Origin of the sequence: Variovorax trehalosi, from assembly GCF_051216415.1 — a bacterium.
GTDB lineage: Bacteria > Pseudomonadota > Gammaproteobacteria > Burkholderiales > Burkholderiaceae_C > Variovorax.
The window spans coordinates 433514-454551 of record NZ_JBPJZG010000005.1 but is presented as its reverse complement, the minus strand read 5'-3'; the positions used below and the strand labels follow the sequence as shown (position 1 = coordinate 454551).

Sequence of the window (21038 nt, the reverse complement as noted above, 5' to 3'; positions counted from 1 at the left end):
GAGCGGTCATGTCGGATTGCCTCTCAGCCTCTTAGTAGTTCGCGGTGAGGCTGAAATTCACCCGCGGGTCGTGCTTCTTCGTGCGCGGACCGTCCGTGAGCGGGTAGCCGATGTCGACGCGGCCGGCCAGGTACTGGCCGACCTTGAAGGTGGTGCCGACGCCCACCGAGTACAGCGAGAAGCGGTCGTTCTGCTCGGCCAGCGGGCTCTTCAGGCGCAGCCGCGCCGCATCGGCGAAGGCATAGACGCGCCAGTTCTCCACCGCGCTGCCCAGGTACGTCAGCGGCTTGCTGCGCAGCTCCACCGAGCCGACCACGCCGTAGTCGCCGGTGGCCTCGGCCGAGAGATAGCCGCGCACCGAGTTCATGCCGCCGGCGGCGATCTGCTCGCTCGACACCAGCGCTGAGTCGGCCAACTGCCCGTTGAAGCGGAAAGAAAGCTGCGAGCCGCCGTCGAAGTTGTGCGTGCCGTTGAGGTCGGTCTTCAGCACCATGAACCGGGGCGTGGACTTGTAGCGCTTGTAGTCGAACTCGACCTCGTCGCTGCCGTACTTGAACGAGCTGCTGGTGCCCACCACCAGCGAGACGCCCACGCCGTACTGACCCTTCTCCGTCTGGCGGAAGCCCGAGTAGGAGAGCGTGATCGGCGCGTACTTCAGCGGCACGGTGTCGCCGCTGCCCTTGAGCGTCAGCGCCTCCTTGTTGTTCTTGAAGTCGATGCCGACACTGAACGCATGCCACCAGTTGCCGGCGTTGGGCACCGTGTAGGTCGCTTTCAGCCCGAAGGAGTTGCCCTTGCCCAGCACGTCGGTGCCGCCCACCGTGGCCACGTTGCTGTCGGACACGAAGGCATTGGCCTCCACGCTCCAGTTGGTGCCGGCGAACGGCGCGGCATAGGAGGCGGAGATCACCTTGGTCTGGCTCAGGTCCTGCGGCGCGCCGAAGAAGCTGATGGAGGCGCTGTGGCCCAGCTGCCAGAGGTTGTCGTGGCCGAGTGAGGCGGTCGCACGCAGCTTGCGCGTGTCGGCGCTGTAGTCGTTGTTGAGGCCGACGCTCGCACGCCACGGGCTCGAGTCCTCGACCTTGAGGTCCACGTCCATGGTCCCCGGCATGCTGCCCTGGCGCACCAGCGGCATCACCTGCCGCTTGGGGCCGCGGTTGAGCGCGGAGAGCTCGGACTGCGCCGCGTTGAAGTTGGGCACGCCGCCCTCCTTCAGCGCGGGCACCTGGTCGCGCACGTCGAGCGGCGAGTTGTACTCGGCGCCCACCACGCGCACGCGGCCCACGCGGGTCTCGTTGACCTGCAGGAACACCACGCCCTGCGTCACCTGCTGCTCGGGCAGGTCGACGTACACCGACTGGTAGCCCGCCGCCTGGTAGGCCGCGAGCAGTGCATCGCGCGCGCCTTCCACGTCTTTCAGCGTGCGCTCGGGACCCAGGAAAGGCGTGACGGCCTTTTCGATGGCGCGCGCGTCCAGCACAGTGTTGCCGCGCACGATGTATTCGTTGATGTCGACCTTGCGCACGGACTCCGGCGCTGCCGTCGCAGCTGCCGGCGTCGAGGCGGCCGGTGCGGGTTCCGCCGCAGGCGTCTGTGCGAAGGCCGCTCCCTGCGCGCCCATCGCCATCGTGGCCAGCCACACCGCTCTCCAGCGCGCCGGTGGGCCTTTCTTCTTCATGTCATGCATTTACAGCTCGGTTCTCAAGGATGAAGCTCGCGGGGCAGCGTGTTCATGATGGAGAGCCTTCATGTCGCTGCTGCGTACGGATATCTAGACGTGCAGCGCGCGCGGCGACTGTCGTTTGTCACGAAAACTTCATCAAGAAATCGCGGCGGGCGGTTTTGCGCGCTTAAGAAGAAGGGCCTCCACGCGGGAGGCCCTTTTCTTTCGCGCGGTCTTCCGGCGCGATCCTTCGCGGTGCGCCAGCCCCGCCCGCCTATTGCTTCAGGCCGCGTTGCTCCCGCGGCGTGAGCGACTGCCTCTGCGCGGCCGTGAGCGTGCCGGTGCCCAGCACCTGCACCACGCCCTGCGGGTCGTAGCCCGCGTGCGGTTCACGCGCCTTCGGCGCGGTGGTGTCGCCGCCGCCTTCGGCCTCGTTGCCGAAGCCGAGCACGCGCACCGTGAACACCGAAGGCAGCGCCTGGCGTTGCGCGCTGCGCTCGCGCTGCACCGCGTCCTGCGCAGCCGAGGCCGCCTGCGACGACGCGGCGCTCGCGCCGGTCAGCGCGCCGACGTTCACCGCCGCGATCGCAGGCAGGCCCACCGACTCGCCCTTGACCGCGATGTTGGCCGCGTTCACCACCTGCAGCGCCGCCAGGTTCACGTTGCCCGACACGCGGATGCCGGCCTCGCCCGCATCGATGGTGCCCAGCGGTGCGACCAGGTCGATGTCACCGGCCGGCACCTCGGGAATGGGCGCGAGCGTCGCGATGCCCGCGCCCGTGCTCGGCACGTCCGATGAGAGCGTCACGTTGCCCCACGCGTCGTACTCGCGCTTGGGCGGCGTGTAGACCACCGTCGTCTTCGATCCCCGGCCGGCATTGATGTCGCCCTCTGCCGACCAGCCCATGATGTGGCCGCCGAAGGTCGTCATGATCCGGCTCTGGCCCAGCAGGATGCTGCCCAGCGAATAGAGGGCGATGTTGCCTTCGCCCTGGGTGATGACCCCCGGCGTGACGCCGCCCCTGGCCACCGGCACACCACCCTCGATGCCGAACACCTGCGCGCCGCCCGGTGTGAGCATCTGGATGCCGCCGCCGAACCGCGTGTTGACGCCGGCCGCGCCGTACATCGTGATGTCGCCGCGATAACTGATCGGCGTACCCGCGACATCGGCCTCGGGGAACAGCGCCGCGATGGCATTGCGCCCGCGCAGGTAGCTGCCGAAACGCGCGCCGTCGGTGTCGTTGTATTCGCGCCCGCCGGCCTTCAGTTCCGCGAAGTACACCTGCCGCGCGAACACGCGCTGCTGCGCCGCAGGCAGCGCCTCGAAGAAGGCCTGCGCCTCGTCCGCCGTGCCGCTGAAGCCCAGGCCGTTGTCCTTGTCGGCGAGCCATGCGAAGAGCTCGGCCTCGTAGGTCTTCACGACCTTGCCGGGCTGGTCGGCCAGCGGCGTGCCGGCCTGCGCGCGGTTGGAGGCGTCGAGATAGCGCGCGAGGAAGCCGGCGTAGTCGGCGCCCTGCGCGCCCATGCCGGCCATCATCGCGATGCCCGCGCCGGGCCGCTTGTCGCCCGCGGCCAGCGGGCCGAGGCTCACGACGGCCGCGCGGTCTTCCATCACGATGTTGCGCCCTGCGCTCACCTCCAGCGTGCCGGGGCCGGCGACGTTGAAGCTGCTGTAGAGGATGTCGCGGCCGGCGACCATGCGCGAGACGTCCTGCGCATGGCCATGGACCGCCAGATTGCCGGTGGATGTCGCCTCGTTGTTCGAGCCGGTGCCCAGGCTCACGGCAGTCGGCACGCCGAGCGCCGTGCCCGCACTCACGATGTCGCGCCCGGCCATCACCCAGGCCGGCGCAGCCGCCTCGTACCAGGTGGCGCCATCGCGGCGCGCCAGGATCTCCCCGCTGCGCAGGCCAACGATGTCGCCGGCCATTGCATAGAAGCGCGCGGGCGTGCGCGGCGCGTCGCCCGGCGCGCCCGCATAGGTCTCTGGCACGAAGGCGAACAGGCGGAACGGATCGGTGCGCGCGTTCATCTCCAGGCCGCCGGTGCCCAGGTTGCTGGCCACGCGCGTGTTGCCCTCGAAGCCGGCGAACGCCGGGTTCAGCGGCCCGGGCATCTGCGCGGGGTCGGCGCCTGACTGGTTGATGGCGTAGCCCCCCATGTACATCGAATCGCCCGCGAGCAGTTCGAGCTGGCCGCTGCGGGACGGCGCCAGCAGCAGCGAGGTGCGCGACGTGTACTCGTTGGTGCTGTCGCTCGCCGCATTGGCCGCGGCGCCGCTGTAGATGCTGCCGCCCGCGGCCACCGCACGCAGGATCGACGGATAGACGAAGCGGTAGTCGGTGGACGCGACGTTGGTGCCGTTGACCAGGCCGTTCTGCGTGCCCTCGCTCATCTGGGTGCTCGGCGTGAGGCTGCCGCCGGCTGAGAAGAGATCGATGGCGGTGCGCCCGGTCCACAGCGAGAACCAGCTCAACCCGCCGCCGCCCTGCGCGCCGAAAGGCGAGCTGTTGAGCATCGGCACGCGGCCGGGGTCGCCCGCGCCGCCCACCACCAGGTCGCCCAGCGTGTCGATGCGGATGGTCGAGTCGCCGGGAACCAGCACGAGGCCGCCGGTCGATTCGGCCCGGTTCGATGCGAAGGGGTCGAAGGCGCGCGGGTCCTTCAGGTTGCGGCCGCCCAGGATCATGCCGCCGACGGACGCCGCGCTCAATTGCGTGGCGCCGCGCAGGTTGACCAGCGCGCCTTGCAGGTCGTGGTTCGGAATGTCCATGCTGTTGGCGTTGCCGCGCGCCTGTTGCGAGCTGTTGATGCCGCCGCCGATGCGCACGTCGATGTCGCCGCCGCCGGTGAGCACGAGACTGCCGTCGTCGGCCACACGGCCCGTGCTGCCGACCGCCACCACCAGGCCCTGGCTGCGGGCCGTGCCCTTGCGCGCCAGCATGCCGGCGTTGCCGCCCGCCTCCATCCGCACATTGCCGCCGCCGAGCGTGCCGAAACCGGTGAAGCCCACCAGCGAGGGCTTGACGTCAGCCCCCAGCACGCCCGCCGGGTCCACCGCGTAGCTGCCGAAATTGATCCACCACGCCGTCGGCAACTGCGCGCTGCCGTCGCCCTGGCGCCAGAGCCAGTTGCCCACCAGCGCGCTGGACTGCTGCACCGGGTCGTTGAGGGTGGACGAGAGCATGTCGCCCGTGATGTCGCCGCCCGCGCGCACCGTGAGGTTGCCGCCGGCCTCGGGAAACCAGGCCCGGTAGACGCGGCCGTCGCCCGCCACCAGCGATTCGTAGCCGGCGCCGCCCGTGCCCAGCACGCTGGTCGCGCCCGGCGCGGTGCCGCGCGCCTGGTCGAAGCGCGGATCGACGCCCGCCGACTGCGTGCCGGCGGTGTAGATGCCGTAGAGCGAGCGCACGTCCACGTCGCCCGAGGCGACCAGGTCGAGGTCGCCGGTGCCCGTGCGCACCACGCTGAGCGACTGGCCGTGCGCAGTGAGAACGTTGGTCGCCGAGCCGTAGTCGATGCACGACCCGGCAATGATCTCGCAGAGCGCCAGGTACTCGTCGGGAACCGGGGCTCCCGCGGGCTCGCCGAAGACGTTGTCCGGCGCCCACACGACGCCCGTCTTGCTGACGCAGTCGGTCGGGCTCAGAAGCTCGCACAACCATTTCTCGTCCTCGGTCACCGGCTGCCCCGCGGGCATGCCCCAGCCGTTGTCCGGCGCCCAGACCAGCGTGCCGCCCCCCTTGGTGACGGTGGCGCCATAGTGGGTGTCGGCGAAGCGCAGGCTGCCGGCCTTCGCCATCGCGATGCGGGTGTCGGCCGCATCCAGGTCGGCGCCGGCCACCAGGCGTACCGACCACGACTCGCTCCCCGCGGGCAGCATCGGCGCCAGCGCCCAGTTGCGGCCCCGCGTGCCGTCGCTGGCCGGGCGCAGTTCGATGAAGCCCACGCCCTCTTCGAGCACGACGCGCGTGGCCGAGGGAATGAGCGCGCCGCGCTGCAGGTCGAGCGCGCCGCCGAGCAGCACGGTGCGGCGCAGGACATCGTTCTCGAAGGCCACCGGCAGCGGCACACCCTTGGGCCAGACCATCGCCTGCAGCGCGGCGCCCTTGGGCAGCGGCGTGCCCGCACCCAGCAGCGTGCCCGCTGGCAGCACCACGGCCTCCTTGAGCAGGGTGCCGCGCGCATGCAGCAGCGCGCCTGCTGCGTCGCGCACATCGGCGGCCAGCACGGTGCCCGCGGCCAGCGTGAGGGGCTGCGCCAGCGTCGCGGACGCGGGCAGGCGCACCGCCTCGCCCAGCGTCAGCGCCTGCATCGGCAGGTCGTAGTTCAGCGTCGCGCCCGACGGGAACGCGGTGCCCTCGGCCACGCGAACGCCGCCGATCGGCAGCACCAGGTCGCCGTTGTAGGGCTGCACGCCCGGCACCAGCGCCCAACCATCCTCGTCGGGCGTCACGGGCGGCGGCGCGAAGCCGTCGTTGATGCTGCCGTAGACGTCCATGTTGCCCGCGGCGCGCAGCACCAGGCTGCCGGCTTCGCCGGAGCCGTACACGCCGGTCTTCTGCGTGCGCGCGTTGAGGCTCGCGTAGCGGTAGCCCGAGAGGTCCAGGTCGCCCTGCACCACCAGGTCCTTGTCGGTCGCGATCTCCACGCCGGGGCGCAGGTGCAGCGCATCGGCGTAGGCGGCGTTGTTCAGGCCCGCGAGCTTGCCGTTGATCAGCGCACCGTTGGCGAGCGCGGCGTCGATGAACTTCACGCTCTGCGCGTGCTTGGCATCCATGTAGGCCTGGTTGATCTCGCGGTACGGACGGCCGCTCACCGAATCCTGCCCGTCCCGGATGATGGCCAGCGGGTCGGTGTCGTCGTAGCGCCAGACGGCGTTGAGCGCGATGGTGCGCGCACCGTCGATGGCCAGGCTGCCGCTGGCATCGATGCGGATGTCGCCGCTGGTCTCGCCGGTGCGTGCCGCATACAGGTCGAGCGTGCCACGCTTCTGGCCGTCGTGCTGTCCCGGCTGGCTGCCCACGGTGGCACCGGTGCCGTGGCGCAGGTCGATGCGTGCGCCGCCCGCGAGGGTGAGCATGCCGTCCCCACTGTTCAATTCGACGATGGCGCGGTTGGGCGCATCGATGATCCTGCCGTGGCTGTCCACGCGCAGCACCGTGCCGTGCGCATCCAGCAGCGCATTGCCGCCGATGGTCAGGCCGTTCCTGCCCGCAAGGCGGATGCTGCCCACGCGCTCGCCGCTCGCGTCGATGGTGCCTTGCACCGTGAGGCTGCCGTGGTCCACCGACACGCTGATCTCTCCGGCCTTCAGGCCGTCGCCGATGGTGAGGTCGCCCTGCTTGAGCTGGAAGCTGCGCGCGCCGAACACGGCGCCTTCGTTCAGGCGCTGGTTGAGCGCGGCGAACTGCTCGCTCGGCGTGCCGCCGTCGCCCAGGCGCTGCGCGCGGATGTCCACGCTGCCCGCCTTGAACGGCACCAGCGTGCCGCCCGCGTCGTAATGGCCGCTGCTCGCGCCCAGGATGCGGCCCTGCAGGTCGACCGCGCCGGCCGACGCGCCAAGCGCCACCGCCTTGAGCGTGCCTGCGCGGTTGCCCTCGGCCGCGAGGTCGATGGTCGCGCCCGCCGCCTGGCGGATGCTGCCTGCGTGGCTCTCCAGGCCGACGTCGCCGCCCCAGCTGAACTTGTCGACGTCGTTGAAGGCGAGCTTCCGGCCGCCGACGTCGATGAAGGCGCCGTCGGCCAGTGCGATGTCGTCCTGCGCGGTCATCGTGAGCTTGCCGCTGGGCAGCACGATGGCGGTGTCCAGCACGATGCTGCCGGCACTGAACGACAGGTCCGCGCCCAGTGCCTGGATGGCCTTCGCGGCCGACGCGTCGTATCGGCTCCCCTCGGGCGCGCCGATGCGCAAGATGCCGCCGGCGGTGATGCGGGCGACCGCGCCGGCATCGCCGGTGATGAGCGGCGTCGAGATCTCCAGGTTGCCGCCGCTGTAGGCGTAGCCCTTGCCCTCCTCGTAGGCGCCCTGGCTCTGGTGGACCGCGAGGCTGCCTCTGCGGCTGGCCGTGAGGCGCTCGCTCGCGCCCAGCTTCACGGTGGCGAAGCCGAGCGCAAGGCGCGCATCGTCGTCCTGCCCGTTGCTGATGGTGTGGGGCGCGTCGCCCAGTTCGATGCGCGCGGCCTGGATGTCGAGCGTGCCGCTGCCGGTGCCCGCGCCGCCGGCAATCACCGCGCCGGGCGCCTGGGTCGCGCCGCTCCAGACCAGGTTGCGGGTTCGGATGGTCGCCACGTCGCCGGCCGCACCGTGGCCGTAGATCGCGGGTGTGCCGAGCACCAGCGTATCGAGCTTCGATTTGCCTGTGGCCGGATCGACGGTGTCGAGCGTGACGCTGCCGTAGAAGTTGATGGCGTCGCGCGCCGTGAGCGTGAGCGATTCGAGCGCCGGCGCGCCGGTGCTGGTGTCGCCGTTCAAGAGGCGCTGCAGCACGTCCTGTGTCAGCGTGAGTCCGCTCGCGAGCACGCCGCGCGCCTGGGCGTCGGCCAGCGACGCGGCCGAGCCCGCGTTCACGCCGCCCACCGCCAGCGCGAGGTGGCGCGTGCCGTAGCGCGCCGCTTCGTTCAGCTCGAACGCGCCGTTGGTGGCCGCCGTGAGCGTGCCCTCCGAATAGAAGGTGCTGCTGCCCTGGCACGGCGACGTCGTGCACACGCCCAGAAGGATGGAGCCCTCGCCTGCGGCCGCGGGCGCCAGCACGTCGAGCCGGCCGTTCGAGACGGCCAGCAGGCTCGACGCGCCGGGCTGGTAGACGTAGCCCGCGGACGAGTCGTAGATCGCGGCGCCCTGCCCCAGCGTGGAGATGCCGGCGCCGGCTTCCACGGCCAGGTCGTGGCCCGCCAGGAAGACCTCGGGCGCCTGCAGCGACGCGCCCGCGCGCAAGGTGACGTGGCTGGCCGGCGTGGTGAAGCCGACGTACCGCCCCTGCTGCCCGTAGACCACGGTGGGCACCGCGCCGAGCACCAGCCGGTCGGCGCCCAGCGCGTTGAGCGTGTCCGAGCGGACCGAGACGCCTTCGTGGCCGGTCGTGCGCGCCTGCCCCGCGCCCAGCACCTCGATGTCGCCGCCCAGCACCATGGCCGTGCCACCGAGGCCGCCGGCGGCGGTCTGGAAGCGGGCCAGGCCCTCGAAGTTCAGGCCCAGCTCGTCGCGGCCGGCCGTGAGGCTGAAGGCCAGCGAGCGCGCGTCGGCCGGCAGCATCGCGCGCGGCACGCCCAGTCGCGCCGCGTCGGCGCGCACGAAATCGGCATAGCTCGTTTCGTTGTATTGCGAGTAGGTGCGCAGCACGTCGGCCGGCGTCACGATGACCTGGCTCGCGAGGCTCTCGCGCTGGCCCGTCCCGGCCACCGACAGCACGCCCGCGCCGGACCACGAGCCGTTGCGCATCGCCTGCGCCCCCACGATGCCCGAGCCGCTGCCGGGCGCGCCGTTGAGCTCGACGCGGAAGGCGCCCGGCAGCAGTGCGTAGGTCGAGGGCAGCAGCGTGTAGGTGCCCGCGGGCAACCCCGGCACGCCCGCGCCGATGGTGATCTGCCGACCGGCTGCCGCCTGCGACGCGCCGGCCGGACCGCCTGCCGGGGCCGCCAGCGGCTGCGCCCCGGGCACGATGGCGTACACCGCATTGGAAGACAGCGAGGGCAACGAGAAGCGGCCGTCGGCGCCCACCTGCATGAGGGGATGAAGGCGCGCGTCGGTCGAGCCGCCGCGACCGGAGACGAAGCCCGCGCCGGCCAGTTCGCCACCGCCGGAGAGGTCGAGCACCGCGCCGGACTGCACGTCGACCTGCTGCGAGGCGAGGCTGATGCCCGTGGTCATGTAACCGTTGGTGGCCATGCCGCCGGCGCCCACGAGCGACACCGTGCGGCCGTCGTAGCGGTAGTCGATGCCGTCAGTCGTTCCGCCATAGGGCATCACGAGGCCGGCGCCGCTCACCGAGGTGATGCTGCCCGGCAGCAGATTCAACCGCGAGGTGCCCTGCTGGCCGTCGCTCCCGATCTTGAGGCTGCCCAGCGGCGCGCGGACCACGCCGCCCTGCTCGATCACGGCGGCGCCGATCTCCAGCGTGCCGAAGGCCGAATACGGAACGCCCGCCGGGGTGTCGCCGCGCCGTTCGATGCGCAGCACGCGCTCGGGGTCGAACACCGAGCGGCCCGATTCCGCGTCGGTGCGGTAGCCCGCGTTGATCTGCGCGGTGGCGCCGGTTTCCGGATAGAGCTGCGCGGCCGCCAGCGTGAGGTCGCCGGGCGTCCAGAAGCGCGAACGCGGCTCGTTGTCGGTGGGCAGCAAGAAGCGCATGTCGCCATCGCTCGCCAGCTCGACCGTCTGGAAGCCGCGGCGCTCGACGTGCACCGGCGCGAACTCGGTGCGCTCGGCATAGGCGCCCTTGGTGCCGATCGAGAGGCTGTTGCCCAGGTCGAGCAATTGCCCGGCATGCACCGAGAGCACGGCCTCGGAGTCCAGCGTGGTGATGCCGTGCAGCGCGCGGGGCCGCAGCATGCCGTTGCTCTCGTAGTACTTGCCGGTGCCCGAGAGCGTGACGTAGGGCGCCGCCAGTTGCACGTGCGCCGATGCGGGCGAGCCGTCGGCGAGCGACAGCGAAGTCGCGATGAGCTTGAGGCTCTGACCCATGCGCAGCGCCACGTCGCCGTCGAACGAGAGCTGTCCGTTCGCCAGCAGCGCGAGGTTGTCGAAGCCGCCCGCGCCGAGGCGGTCGGCTGAAAGACGGGTCTTGCCGTAGCGCAGGCCCTCGCTCGCCTGGCCGGGCGCCAGTTCGGCCGGCAGCGTCGCTTCATGGTGTTGCGACACCGTGATCTCGCGCGGCGCGATGGCCGCGTCCTGCGCCCGGTCCAGGCCGGTGCTGTCGTACAGCGGGGACTCCAGCGCGATGTCCAGCGAACCGCCCGCCGCTCCCGCGCCGCCGGCCGCCGCGCGCAGCGAGCCGTCGATGTGCAGGCCGAGGTACGAGCTCAGCGAGATGCGCCCGCCGTCCGTGGCGACGATGGTGGCCCCCTGGCCCGGCACGTGCAGCACGGCCTGCGCGCCCGAGGCGTCGAGCTTCGCGCCCGGACGCACGATCACATACGCATCGGTCGAGGTGGCTACCGCGCGGTCGTGGTCGATCGCGCCGCCGAGCACGATGCTGCCGCCGCGGTCCACGCGCCCGTAGGTGCGCCCGTGCACGTCGATGGCGGTGTGCGCGGTGCCCGATACGTCGAGCACCGCGGTGTCGCCGATCCAGATCGAGCGCTGGTGCACCTTGCCGTCCGCCACCGGGGTGACCTCGGCCACGTCGAGAGAACCGAACTGCTGCTGGCGCACGTCGATGCTGCCGCCGCGCGCGAGCAGCGTGCCGTCGATGGTGATCTGCCCTGCGCCGCGCAGCGCGATCGCCTGCCCCGGATCGACCTCGATGCGCGCGCCGCGCCCGATGACCAGCGGGCTCGCCTGCGGGTCCACTTCGGCGGCCAGGCTGCGGCCGGCCTGCAGGCTCAGGCTTGCACCCTTGCGTTGCAGGAGCACGGCATTCACCGCGTCTTCCTGATAGAGCGGTGGCGTCCACAGTTCGAGCGCCTGGACCGGGGCGCCGCCGGTCGCCACATCGCGCGCGTTGTCCCTGAAGCGGTACACCGGCATCGTCACCTCGACCTGCGTGTCGTCGGCCACCAACAAGCCCTGGCTGCCGGTGACCTCGTACGCGGAGAAGCCCTTGTCGAAGAAATTGCCGCCAAGCACGAGCGCACCGCTGCCGGTTTCGGTGTCCGTCGGTCGATCGGAAACCAGCACCCTGCCGGCCTGCAGTGCCAGCGTGCCGCCGCCCGCCACGCCATGACCGCGCAGCTGCGCACCAGGGTCCAGACGGAGTTCGCCCTTGCTCTGCGTGGTCGCCAGCGTCACGTTGCCCCCCTTGCCGCCGACGGTCTTGCCGTTGCGCTGCAGGACCGCGCCCGACGACACGTCGATGAGGCTGCCGCCCTGCAAGGTCACATCGCCGGTGCCACGGATGGACACGCTGCCGCCGTTCGCATGCGCGAGGTTGTCCGCGTTCGCATCGCGCTCCAGGTTGCTCCACAGGCCGCTTGCGTCCAGCGTCACGCCCTCGGCCAGGGTCACGTTGCCCACGGCATCCTTCGGGTTCACCACGGTGTCGCCCGCGCCGGTGCTGGCCGTCTGCGCGAGCACGTTGCCCAGCGAGATGCTGCCGGCGTGCGCGGTGAGGTTGGCGCGCACCGCGACGTCGTCGCCGTACAGCGTGATGTTGCCGCCCGAGGCCACCTGCAGATCGCCATCGACCTCGATGCCCTTGAGCGCGGCGATGCGGATACCGCCGAGCGCAAAGCCGTTGAGCCGCGCCGTGTCGAGCACCACGCGGCCGGCCCGCTCGGCGGGCAGGGCCGTGTCCAGATCCAGCGATGCCGCGATGCGTTCGTCCGTCTCCTTGAGCGCCACCTGGTCCGTCACCGCGCTCAGCGCGTGGTAGAGCGCGCCCGTGCGCCGGTCGAGCGTCGGCATGTAGTCGCCGACAACGAGCTGGCCGCGCTGGGCCACGGCGTCGTGCGACTGGCCGTAGCCGTCCAGCGCGGCCTGCGGTGCCTGGGTCTGGCGCGCGCCCTGGAAGGCCTCGCTCACGATGTCGCCCTCGAGCACCGCGGCGCGGGTGGCGACGACCAGCTTGCCGGCGTCGCGCCCGACCGTGTAGCCGTTCTCCAGGCGCTGCTGCGGTCCGATCAGCGGGTTGTAGAAGAACCCCTTGGTTTTTTCGCCCCAGCGTTTGTGCGCGTCCTCGAAGCCCCGGTAGATGCCGTCGTAGCGCTGGTCGCCCGGCGCCCTCGAGGCCTCGTACAGGCGGCCGTCCGCGCCCTTGAGCCAGGTCTGGCGGATGAAGCCGGTCTGCACGTCGAGCGTGCCGCCCGAGAGGTTGATGCTGGAGCCAGCCTGGGTCACGACGTCCTCGCCGCCAAAGCGCAGCGTGCCGCCCTGGGCCATCCATTCGCCGGCGGTGTGGCCTTCGGTGCCGAGATAGCCGCCGACCTCCAGCAGGCCGCCGGCGGTGTACCAGCGGTCGCTGACGTAGCCGTTGGTTCCCTTGGGCACGAAGACCAGGCTGCGCCGGTCGATCCACAGGTCGTTGTTGTTCAGGCCCTTGCCGTCGCGGTTGACGGGCGCGTCGCGCTGCTCGTTGCCCTGGACGTTGATCTTGACGTTGTTCGACTCCATGGCGACGCGCACGCCCACTGCACCCGAGACGTCGAGCCGGGCGCCCTCGCGCACCAGGCTGCGCCGGGCCGCCTCCACGGCGATCTGGCCGCCGGTCGCGAGCGTCAGCGATTCGCCCTCGAAGTCGACCGTGCCGCCGCTTCGGATCTCGATGCGCGACTGGTCGCGGCGGTCGGGAACCGCGACAAGGGTCTGGTCGGCGGTGGCTGTCGGCGAGCTGCGCAGGCCATCGCGCTGGCTGTCCAGCGCAGTGCTCCGGTCGTCCGCGTCGATCACCACGGCGGTGGTTGCCCCTTGGCCGAGAACCGCCCTGCCCTCGGCGCCCACCGCATCCAGATGCACGGTGCCGCGCACGTTGACCGTGGTGGTGGCGAGTGCCACGCCGCGCTGCTGCACGTCGCGCCCGGCCATCGTCACATCGCCTTCGCGCGCGACGATCAGTCCGGTATTGACCACCTTGCCCGCGAGGCTGTCGGTGTCGAATTGCGGCGTGACCTCGTTGCCACGCGTGGTGGAGCCCTGGTTGCCGCCGGTGCCCACGCCCTTCTTGATGACGAAGCTGTCGCCGGCCGCTAGCGCGGCCTGGCCCTTGGGGGTGGCGATGTCGCCGGCGTTGTGCACTTCCTTGCCCAGCAGCAGCACATAGCCGCCGCCCTCGGTGGAAGCACCGGGCGCGCGCGTGGCGATGCGCGCGCCCGCCTCGACCTCCACCCGCCCGCCGGCGCCGGTGAAGCTCGCAGTGGTTCCGTTGCTGTAGATGCCGTGCGTGTTGAACTGCGCATCGGAAATATTCGCGGCCGCCGCGAGCAGGTTGCGCGTGTCGACCTGGCTGCTGCCGCTGAACACGATGCCGTTGCGGTTGACCACCATCACCGTGCCGTCGGCCTGGATGCGGCCCTGGATCTGCGAGGGGCGCGCGAGCGGATCGTTCACGCGGTTGAGCACCGCCCAGCCGGGCTGCTGCTCGAACTTCAGCGTGGTGTTGCGCCCGACATTGAAGGTCTCCCAATTCAGGATCGCGCGCTCGCCGGTCTGCGTGACGCTCACCTGCGTGCGGCCGCCTTCTTGCGTCTGCACCGGCGCGTTGGCGTTGGCCCAGCCGGCCGAAAGGCTGGCGGTGTCCACGCGCAAGCCGCCCTCGGCAAGGCCGTCGGGCACGCCCGTGCCGCTCTCCAGCGCCGCGCGTCGTGCGGCTTCCTGTGCGGCCTGCTGCGCCGCGATGCCGCGCGCGGCGAGGTTCAGGTTGCCGATGGAGCGCTGCAACTGCTCGCTCGCGCGCTGCTGCTGCGCCTGCGGGCTGGTGAGTGCCGATGCGGGCATGCCGTTGGGCAGCCGGCCGGTGGCGACAGCGGTGTTCTGCACCATGTTCTTCTGCGCCATCCATGCGCTGCTGAATGCTCTTTGCGCGTGCGCGCCCTGCGCCGTCGCGGCGGCGGCCAGCATCGCCACGACGGCATGCACCAGCGGCGTGAGGCGGGCCTTCGGAAAGAAGGAAGAAGGGTTCGTGTTGCGCCGGGCCACCGTGCTGCTGCGTTGCATGCGGACTTCCATGGGTTCGTGTTTCATTGCTCGAGTCGATGCCACGAAGCGCGCCCTGAAAGCGGGCGGCCCGTGGTCTACCGAGCTATGACAGCCAGGGTGCGGGGCGACTGCACCATGTCACGAAATCTTCACGAAGCCCGGATGCTCAAGCCTTCGCCTGCCCGAGCAGCACGATGCCGCCGGGCAACTGCGTGACCTCCGCGCCGTAGGCCTCGCGCACGAGCGAAGCCACGTCGTCGAGCCGGTCGATGGAAAAGCTCGCCTGCACGAGGCTGCGGCCCAGCGCCTCGCTGGTGAGGATGAGGCGGCCGTGCCGGTAGCGGTTGACCTCGGCCACCACCTGCGCGAGCGGCACCTGCTCGAACACCAGCAGCCGCCGGCGCCAGGCCGTGACCGCGCCGGTGTCGACCGGCACGGCGGCGCCCATGCCCGCGGCGCCATAGCGCAGTTGCCGGCCCTCGTCGAGCGCCACGCGCTGCGCGCCGCGGGCCACCTCGACCTGGCCCGCGATGCAGGTGACGCAGACCTCGCCGTCGGTATTGCGGATGTTGAAGCGCGCGCGGACCGCCGAGACCACGCCGTCGGCAGCCGAGACCGTGACGCGTGCCGAGGCCTGCGTCGCGATCTCGGCTTCGCCGGCCAGCAGCTCGATGCCCTCGCCGCTCTCGGTGCCCTCGGCCGTGCGCAGCACATTGACCCGGGTCTGCGTGTTCATCTGCAGCACCACCCCATCCGCCATTGCCACTTCACGCTGCTCGCCGGTGGCGGTGCGGTAGTCCGCGCCCCACTCCGTGACGGAAGGCCACAGCTGCAGCGGCGGCCGCACCGCAAGGTAGGCGACCGACGCAGCCACCGCACCGCCCAGGAAGGCGCGGCGGCCGGCGGCGGGCTTGCGCGCATGCGTCTGCCGCTCGCCGTGCCGGCGCTCGTCCTGCCGAACGCGCAGCGCGGCGGGCGCCATCGCCTGCCATACCTCTCGGGCCCGCGCGAACGCGTCCGCGTGGGCGCGGCTCTGCGCGCACCAGCGCTTGAAGGCCTGTGCGTCGTCTTCGGTCGCCTGGTGCGAGCCGAGCCGCACGACCCAGGCCCCGGCCTCGCGTTGCAGGGTCTTCATGGCTTCGCCGTCCGCGGATCGATCGGATTTTTCAGCTGTCATCACGCTCAGACTGTTTTCCGGCGCCGGGACCGAAGCGCTGGATGAAATCTCTCCCCAATCTCTCGCAGCAATGCTCCAGGCCCGCGCGCAGTTCCTTCTCGACCGTGCGCGCCGAGACGCCGTAGCGCGCGGCAATGTCCTTGTGCGGCATCTCGTCCACGCGCGCGGCCAGCACGATGGCGCGGCGGCGCCGCGGCAGCTCGGCCAGCGCACGTTCCAATGCCTCGAGCTCGCTTCGGGCCTCGGCGCCGCGCGCCGGGTCGGCCATCTCGTCGGCCATGTCGTAGAGCGCTTCGACCTCGCCCACGCTCAGCAGGCGCGAATTGCTCTTGCGCTGGTCTTCGGCGACGTTGAGCGCGATGCGAAAGAGGTACGCCGAAGGAAAGCGCACCGCGGTGCGCACGTTGGCGCTCTCCACGCGCAGGTACGCCTCCTGCAACGCATCGTTGGCCAGGTCTTCCGAGCCGAGGCGGATCTGCAGGTGCTTCCTGAACTGGGCGTAGCGCGCGAGGAACAGCGCGCGCAGCGAGGCCTTGATCGAATCGGGCATGCAGGTTGTTCCGTTGCTCAGCCCGCCTGCGCGCCACGCCAGGGCCGGCAATCTCGCGCGGGGTCGGCACGCGGGGTCAGGAGAATGGTCACGGGCTGCGCCATCCCCGGCGGGGGCGGCGCGTCCATCTGCAGCGAACCCAGGGTGGCGAGCACGAGCGCATCGCGCTGCGCGAAGCCGCTGCCTTCGATCAGGTGCGCCTCGTTCACGAGCCCGGCGGCATCGATCCAGATCTGCAGGCCGAGGCGATAGCGACCGAAGACATCGGGTTGCGCGATGCAGAGCACGCGCGTGATCGATGCCTGCAACACGGCGGCATATCCAGCCTGGGCGGCAGCGGCATCTGCCTTGGGCGCGTTCTCGTCGGCCCTCCTCTCGCGCGCGGACGGCCATGAAGGAACCGGCACGAGCGTGAAGGCATCCGCGCCGATGTAGCGCGCCGCGAGGCCGCTGCCCGCGAGCATGCGCTGCAGCGCTTCGCGCGGCGCGAAGTCGCCCTGGACGGCGGCCGCTTCGCGTCCGGCCGTGAGGCTGCTGGCCACCAGCACCGAGTGCCCGGTGAGCCGGCCGAAGACAGAGAGAGAGATTTCCAGCGGCTGGGCCGGCAGGTCGAATCGAAGCGGTTCGCCATCGGCAACGGCCTGGGCGGCGGCCATGCGCGCGACCATCATCAACGCCACGACGAAACACCAGGACAGTGTCAGGGCACCGCCCGATGCGGAAGTACGTGTCATGTGGCGGAGATCAACAGCGAGAGAGAGAAAGTCCTGGGAAGTGCGGCCATCCGCCATGCGGGCCGGGCGCGTGCAGCGGCGAGACTATCCGGCGCCGATGACCGACATGTGACGTTTGGTTTGCACGCCACACGGCCGCCCTTCGTCTTCTCGTCTTCTCGTCTTCTCGTTGACTTGCATGCGCCCTAGACTGCCGCCTTCCAAGCGATCGAGAGGCGCGCACCCGCATGAAATTCCTGTACGGCATGGTCACTGCGTTGGTGTGCGTCCTCTGCGGTCAGGCCGCTGCGCAGGCACAGGGAACGGACGCGGCGAGCGTGAGCGGCACCGGCGCGGACAGCTGCGCGGAAGTCACCGTCAACGGCGAGCGCGCGCCCTCCTACGACTGCCTCACGCAGAAGCTGCAACCGAAAGCCTCGCCGCGTGGACCCGACGGCGCGCAACCCGGCATGGCATCGGAGGCGATCACGCAGCGGCCCTCGAACCAGCTCGGCCTCTTCAACCGCGCGGCGACCGGACATCGCATGGGCAACAACTTCGGCACCTCGGTCTACCCGCAGCGCCCACCGCCGGTGGCTCCGGCTTCGCCGTTGATCAACCGGCGCTGATTGCCGCGCCCCTTCGGGCGGCTTCTTCAATCGAGCGAAATGACGCGGCGGAAAGTCTGGATGCTGCCGCCGCCGGCTGCCCGCACATCGAATGCCAACTCCAGCCCGGTCGCACTTGCGCGCGCGGATGCAACCGTCGGCAGGCTGCGCCATCCCCGCCCCGGCTCCCACGCGCGCACCCGCGACGCGGCCACATCGTTCAGCACCACGACGCGCGATGCCTCCTCCGGCGCGGGCAAGGGATACGACGCCGACGCCACGCCCGCCGCGCGGTAGAGCACGTTGCCGCGCTGCCACCATTGCACGCGCTGCCAATGGCCGGGTGCGGCAGGCGCGGCACGGATGATTTCCATGAAGAACGGCAAGCCGGTCTGGCGGCGCACCTGCACTGCGGGCGGCAGCAGTTCGGCGGTCGGCGGCGGCGCTGCGGTTTTCGCGTCCGCCGCATTCGCTCCCGCATCGGCAGCGGCCTGCAAGGCATCGATCTCGCGCGACGACAGTTCGGTGGTGGCGCGCAAGGCGAGGTCGCGGTCCAGTTGATCGAGCGCGCGCAGCAGCAGTGCGATGCCCTCGGTGCGCTCCTCGAGCATGCTGTTGGCGCGGGTCACGCTGTCCAGGCCGCGCCACGCCATCACGCTCAGCACGGCCATGAGAGCGATGGCGATCATCACCTCGACCAGCGTGAAGCCCGCCTGCGGCCGGCGCGTCATCTAGCGGCCCTCCAGCACGCGCGTCTGCAGCGAAGCGAGGCGCCGGTCGCCATCGTCCACGAGATACACATCCACCGTCACCAGCCGCAGTCCATCGACGACGGCGCCGGCCTCGAGCCGGCACACCAGCCGCACGCTGCCTTGCGAACAAGGGCCGCGCACCACGCCAGGCCCCGCCGGCCCCTGGCCCATGCGCAGCTCCGCCAGGCTGTTCTCCGCAGACAGCATCGCCAGCGACTGCTGCTCCAGCATGCCGAGGTTGGTGATGGTGAGGCTCGACGCGCGCACGATCGCCGCGAGCGCGATGCTGACGATGGAGAGCGCCATCAGCACCTCGATCAGCGTGAAGCCCTTGGCTTTGCGTGAGCGCATGGTCTATCGGACCTCGTAGCCGCCCGCCGCGTCGCGCAGCACCGTCACGGTCGCGCCGCCATGACGCAGCACCAGTTGCCAGCGCGTGCCGATCGCCTCGGACGTGAGCAGCACCGGCCCGGCGGGCGTCACTTCCACCGACCCGGTGCGCCACGCGGTGGGGCCGAGCATGTCGTCGCGCGCGAAGGTGTCGAGCGCGCCCAGCGTCGACACCACCGGTATCGCGCTGCCCGGCACCGCCTGCCAAGTGCCGCGCGAAAAGCGATAGCCGTCGCTGTCCGCCTGCCAGGCAATGACGCGCCCATCGGCGCGCACCTCGTTCTGCGCGATGACGAAGCGGCGCACCAGTTCGTTCGCATCGCGGCGCAATTCCTGCGCGGGGTCGGGCGCGATGGCGAGGCTGATCGCCGCGGTCGCGATGCCGATGATGACCATCACGATCATCAGTTCGATCAGCGAGAAGCCGCACGCATGCGCGGCGGTGGTTCGCAGTGGCAGGCACACCTTCATCTCACGCGGGTCCGGTTGATTGACGAGGCCGCTCTCGATGCTAGGCGCGCCGTGTGACACGAAACCCCAACGCCCCTGTGATAGACATGCAGTCCGCAACCGCCCCAGGAAAACACGATGACCGATCCCGTCAAACCACCCGCCCGGTACATCGTCCATGCAGCAGGCCTGCTGCTGGTGGTCGCGGGCGTCGCGACGTGGAGCCATCTGCTGTCGCGGCCCACGCCGGCGCCGCATGCCGCGCAAGCGCAGGCGGCCGAACCCGACTCGACCGCCGATGCGCAGGCCGCATGGTTCGGCCCCGGCGAGATCCGGGCCAACATCGCGGTCAAGGGTTTGATCAAGGGTGCGGACCATGGCGTTGCCGTGCTCGCCGTCAACGGCGCGGCGCCCCGGCCGTACCGCGTGGGCGAGGCGCTGACGCGATCGGTCACGCTCTCGGCCATCGAAGCCGGCGCGGTGGTGATCGACAAGGCGGGCGTATCCGAGCGCATCGCCGCGCCCGTGCTGCCGCAGCCCGCGAGCCCCGGCATCGTGCGCGCGGCGTCCATCACCCCGGCACCCTAGCGCAGCGCGTCGTGAGGCCTCGCCTCCGGCGCCGAGCTCACCGAGGCCCAGGTCGAGAGCGCGTGCAGCAGCCCGCGGTTGACGCGGAAGTCCCCCTCGCCGGATTCCGGAAGGTACGTATTCGATAGGCAGCGCGTCACCACGCGCACCGCGCGCGGATCGGCGCCCAGCGCCTGCAGCTCGCGCGTGAACTCGCCGCGTCCGGGCAGCTCGTCGGCGAACTTCTCGAAGCCCGCGAACCAGCGGAACAGCATGTTGTAGGTGAGGCTCTCGTGCACCTTCTCGCCGTCTTCAAGCGAATAGATGATCTGCAGGATCAGGCACTTGAAGAGCGTCGATGCCTCGATACCGAACGTGTGCTGGCGCTGCAGGTCGGCCAGGAGCGTGCGCTCGTAGCGCAGCGCGTCTTCCACCAGGTCATGCAGCGCCACCAGCGGGTGGCCCTGCGGCACCAGCGCGCGCAGGTTGTCGGCCTGCACCCAGGCCTGGTGGCTCACGATCCAGACCCAGGGCGATCCGTAGCGGTTGACCGCCACCGGCCCCTCGCGGGCGCGTTCGACGATCTTCGACAGCTTGGCATCCAGCTCCTGCATGGTGACCCGCATGGGCGACATCCACTTCATCTTCTGTTCCCTTCATTCCCCGAACGACTATGCAACAGGATGCGTGACGGTGGCACGGGAGGGGCAAGCGGCGCATTCGGTTCGCGTTCCCCCCGTACCCCGTTGGCGGATTCAGCGCAGCGCGCCAAGGGCCTGCCTGAGCGCGGTGTCCACCTTGCGCACCGAGACGCCGTGGCGCCGGGCCACTTCCTGGCGCGACATCTCGTGCCAGCGCAGCGCAAGCAGCACCGACTGGTGGCGCCGCGGCAGGCGCTGCATCGCACGGTCCACCGCGGCCACTTCCGAGCGCGCCTCGGCGATGAGCTCGGGGCCGGGCTGCAGGTCGGCGATGACGTCCAGGTCCCCGCCCGCCTCGTTCGACGCGGGCCAGCGCTTGCGCGCGCGCAGGCTGTCCATCGCGAGGTTGCATGCCACGCGGTACACGTAGGCATCGGGGTTCGCGGGCGCCTCCTGCGGCGGGCGCTCGGCCAGGCGCAGCCATGCGTCGTGCAGGCACTCCCGCGCGAAATCGGCGCATCCCAGGTGCCGTTCCAGACGCCGGTGCAACGGGCCGTAGTGGGCCGTGAGATGCGCCTGCAGATCCATCGCGGGCGCCGCGGGTTTGGGCGCGCGCACTTCGGGCGCGGGCGCCTCGGCGTGTTCGTCGAGCAGGCGCCAGAACGAAGGCGGTAGCGAGGAGAACCGGTCCGCTGCATGGCCGAAGGCCTGGAAGTCTGGAGTCATGTTGGATG

Annotated in this window: 12 protein-coding genes; 2 read left to right on the top strand and 10 right to left on the bottom strand. The window is 70.9% G+C overall.

The annotated features are described in order from the left end of the window. Positions 1 to 31: 31 nt before the first annotated feature. From ACSFA7_RS20965 to ACSFA7_RS20945, 5 genes are all read right to left on the bottom strand, one after another. On the bottom strand, positions 32 to 1678 hold the full coding sequence (locus ACSFA7_RS20965) for a ShlB/FhaC/HecB family hemolysin secretion/activation protein (protein WP_435501150.1): 1647 nt from the start codon (positions 1676 to 1678) through the stop codon (positions 32 to 34). A 259-nt stretch (positions 1679 to 1937) separates the two neighbouring features. Continuing rightward, the gene (locus ACSFA7_RS20960; protein WP_435501149.1) at positions 1938 to 14501 is read right to left on the bottom strand and encodes a filamentous haemagglutinin family protein; all 12564 of its coding nucleotides are present in this window, start codon (positions 14499 to 14501) and stop codon (positions 1938 to 1940) included. Between the two features lie 121 nt (positions 14502 to 14622). Then, positions 14623 to 15591, bottom strand: coding sequence for a FecR family protein (locus tag ACSFA7_RS20955; protein ID WP_435501148.1), 969 nt, complete (start codon positions 15589 to 15591; stop codon positions 14623 to 14625). A gap of 31 nt (positions 15592 to 15622) precedes the next feature. Then, positions 15623 to 16183, bottom strand: coding sequence for an RNA polymerase sigma factor (locus ACSFA7_RS20950; protein WP_435501147.1), 561 nt, complete (start codon positions 16181 to 16183; stop codon positions 15623 to 15625). Between the two features lie 17 nt (positions 16184 to 16200). Then, entirely contained in the window at positions 16201 to 16917 is a 717-nt protein-coding gene (locus ACSFA7_RS20945) for a secretin and TonB N-terminal domain-containing protein (RefSeq protein WP_435501146.1), read from the bottom strand. A gap of 227 nt (positions 16918 to 17144) precedes the next feature. On the opposite strand from ACSFA7_RS20945, the gene ACSFA7_RS20940 reads away from it, so the two are divergent. Further along, positions 17145 to 17525 (top strand): hypothetical protein, encoded by a 381-nt coding sequence (locus tag ACSFA7_RS20940; protein ID WP_435501145.1) that lies wholly within the window; start codon positions 17145 to 17147, stop codon positions 17523 to 17525. Positions 17526 to 17551: 26 nt separating this feature from the next. On the opposite strand, the gene ACSFA7_RS20935 is transcribed toward ACSFA7_RS20940, so the two are convergent. Genes ACSFA7_RS20935 through ACSFA7_RS20925 form a run of 3 tightly spaced genes read right to left on the bottom strand, consistent with a single transcriptional unit; the run spans position 17552 to position 19117 of the window. Next, positions 17552 to 18235, bottom strand: coding sequence for a PulJ/GspJ family protein (locus ACSFA7_RS20935; RefSeq protein ID WP_435501144.1), 684 nt, complete (start codon positions 18233 to 18235; stop codon positions 17552 to 17554). Next, on the bottom strand, positions 18236 to 18607 hold the full coding sequence (gene gspI, locus ACSFA7_RS20930) for a type II secretion system minor pseudopilin GspI (protein ID WP_435501143.1): 372 nt from the start codon (positions 18605 to 18607) through the stop codon (positions 18236 to 18238). Positions 18608 to 18610: 3 nt separating this feature from the next. After that, positions 18611 to 19117 carry a prepilin-type N-terminal cleavage/methylation domain-containing protein gene (locus ACSFA7_RS20925; protein ID WP_435501142.1) on the bottom strand — a complete coding sequence of 169 codons (507 nt, stop codon included), beginning with the start codon at positions 19115 to 19117 and terminating at the stop codon, positions 18611 to 18613. A gap of 117 nt (positions 19118 to 19234) precedes the next feature. Here ACSFA7_RS20925 and ACSFA7_RS20920 point away from each other — a divergent pair, with 117 nt between their 5' ends. Further along, entirely contained in the window at positions 19235 to 19684 is a 450-nt protein-coding gene (locus tag ACSFA7_RS20920; protein WP_435501141.1) for a type II secretion system protein N, read from the top strand. Here ACSFA7_RS20920 and ACSFA7_RS20915 read toward each other — a convergent pair. Further along, positions 19681 to 20307 carry a transposase gene (locus ACSFA7_RS20915; RefSeq protein ID WP_435501140.1) on the bottom strand — a complete coding sequence of 209 codons (627 nt, stop codon included), beginning with the start codon at positions 20305 to 20307 and terminating at the stop codon, positions 19681 to 19683. The two genes, ACSFA7_RS20920 and ACSFA7_RS20915, sit on opposite strands and share 4 nt — an antisense overlap. Before the next feature lie 111 nt (positions 20308 to 20418). Next, the gene (locus ACSFA7_RS20910; RefSeq protein ID WP_435501139.1) at positions 20419 to 21030 is read right to left on the bottom strand and encodes an RNA polymerase sigma factor; all 612 of its coding nucleotides are present in this window, start codon (positions 21028 to 21030) and stop codon (positions 20419 to 20421) included. Positions 21031 to 21038: the final 8 nt, after the last annotated feature.

Excerpts from the sequence above, each read along its gene's own strand:
- ACSFA7_RS20920 (WP_435501141.1), top strand. The coding sequence starts at position 19,235 with ATGACCGATCCCGTCAAACCACCCGCCCGGTACATCGTCCATGCAGCA.
- ACSFA7_RS20965 (WP_435501150.1), bottom strand. The coding sequence starts at position 1,678 with ATGAAGAAGAAAGGCCCACCGGCGCGCTGGAGAGCGGTGTGGCTGGCC.
- ACSFA7_RS20925 (WP_435501142.1), bottom strand. The coding sequence starts at position 19,117 with ATGAAGGTGTGCCTGCCACTGCGAACCACCGCCGCGCATGCGTGCGGC.
- ACSFA7_RS20915 (WP_435501140.1), bottom strand. The coding sequence starts at position 20,307 with ATGAAGTGGATGTCGCCCATGCGGGTCACCATGCAGGAGCTGGATGCC.
- ACSFA7_RS20955 (WP_435501148.1), bottom strand. The coding sequence starts at position 15,591 with ATGAAGACCCTGCAACGCGAGGCCGGGGCCTGGGTCGTGCGGCTCGGC.
- ACSFA7_RS20945 (WP_435501146.1), bottom strand. The coding sequence starts at position 16,917 with ATGACACGTACTTCCGCATCGGGCGGTGCCCTGACACTGTCCTGGTGT.
- ACSFA7_RS20940 (WP_435501145.1), top strand. The coding sequence starts at position 17,145 with ATGAAATTCCTGTACGGCATGGTCACTGCGTTGGTGTGCGTCCTCTGC.
- ACSFA7_RS20950 (WP_435501147.1), bottom strand. The coding sequence starts at position 16,183 with ATGCCCGATTCGATCAAGGCCTCGCTGCGCGCGCTGTTCCTCGCGCGC.
- gspI (WP_435501143.1), bottom strand. The coding sequence starts at position 18,607 with ATGCGCTCACGCAAAGCCAAGGGCTTCACGCTGATCGAGGTGCTGATG.
- ACSFA7_RS20935 (WP_435501144.1), bottom strand. The coding sequence starts at position 18,235 with ATGACGCGCCGGCCGCAGGCGGGCTTCACGCTGGTCGAGGTGATGATC.
- ACSFA7_RS20960 (WP_435501149.1), bottom strand. The coding sequence starts at position 14,501 with ATGAAACACGAACCCATGGAAGTCCGCATGCAACGCAGCAGCACGGTG.
- ACSFA7_RS20910 (WP_435501139.1), bottom strand. The coding sequence starts at position 21,030 with ATGACTCCAGACTTCCAGGCCTTCGGCCATGCAGCGGACCGGTTCTCC.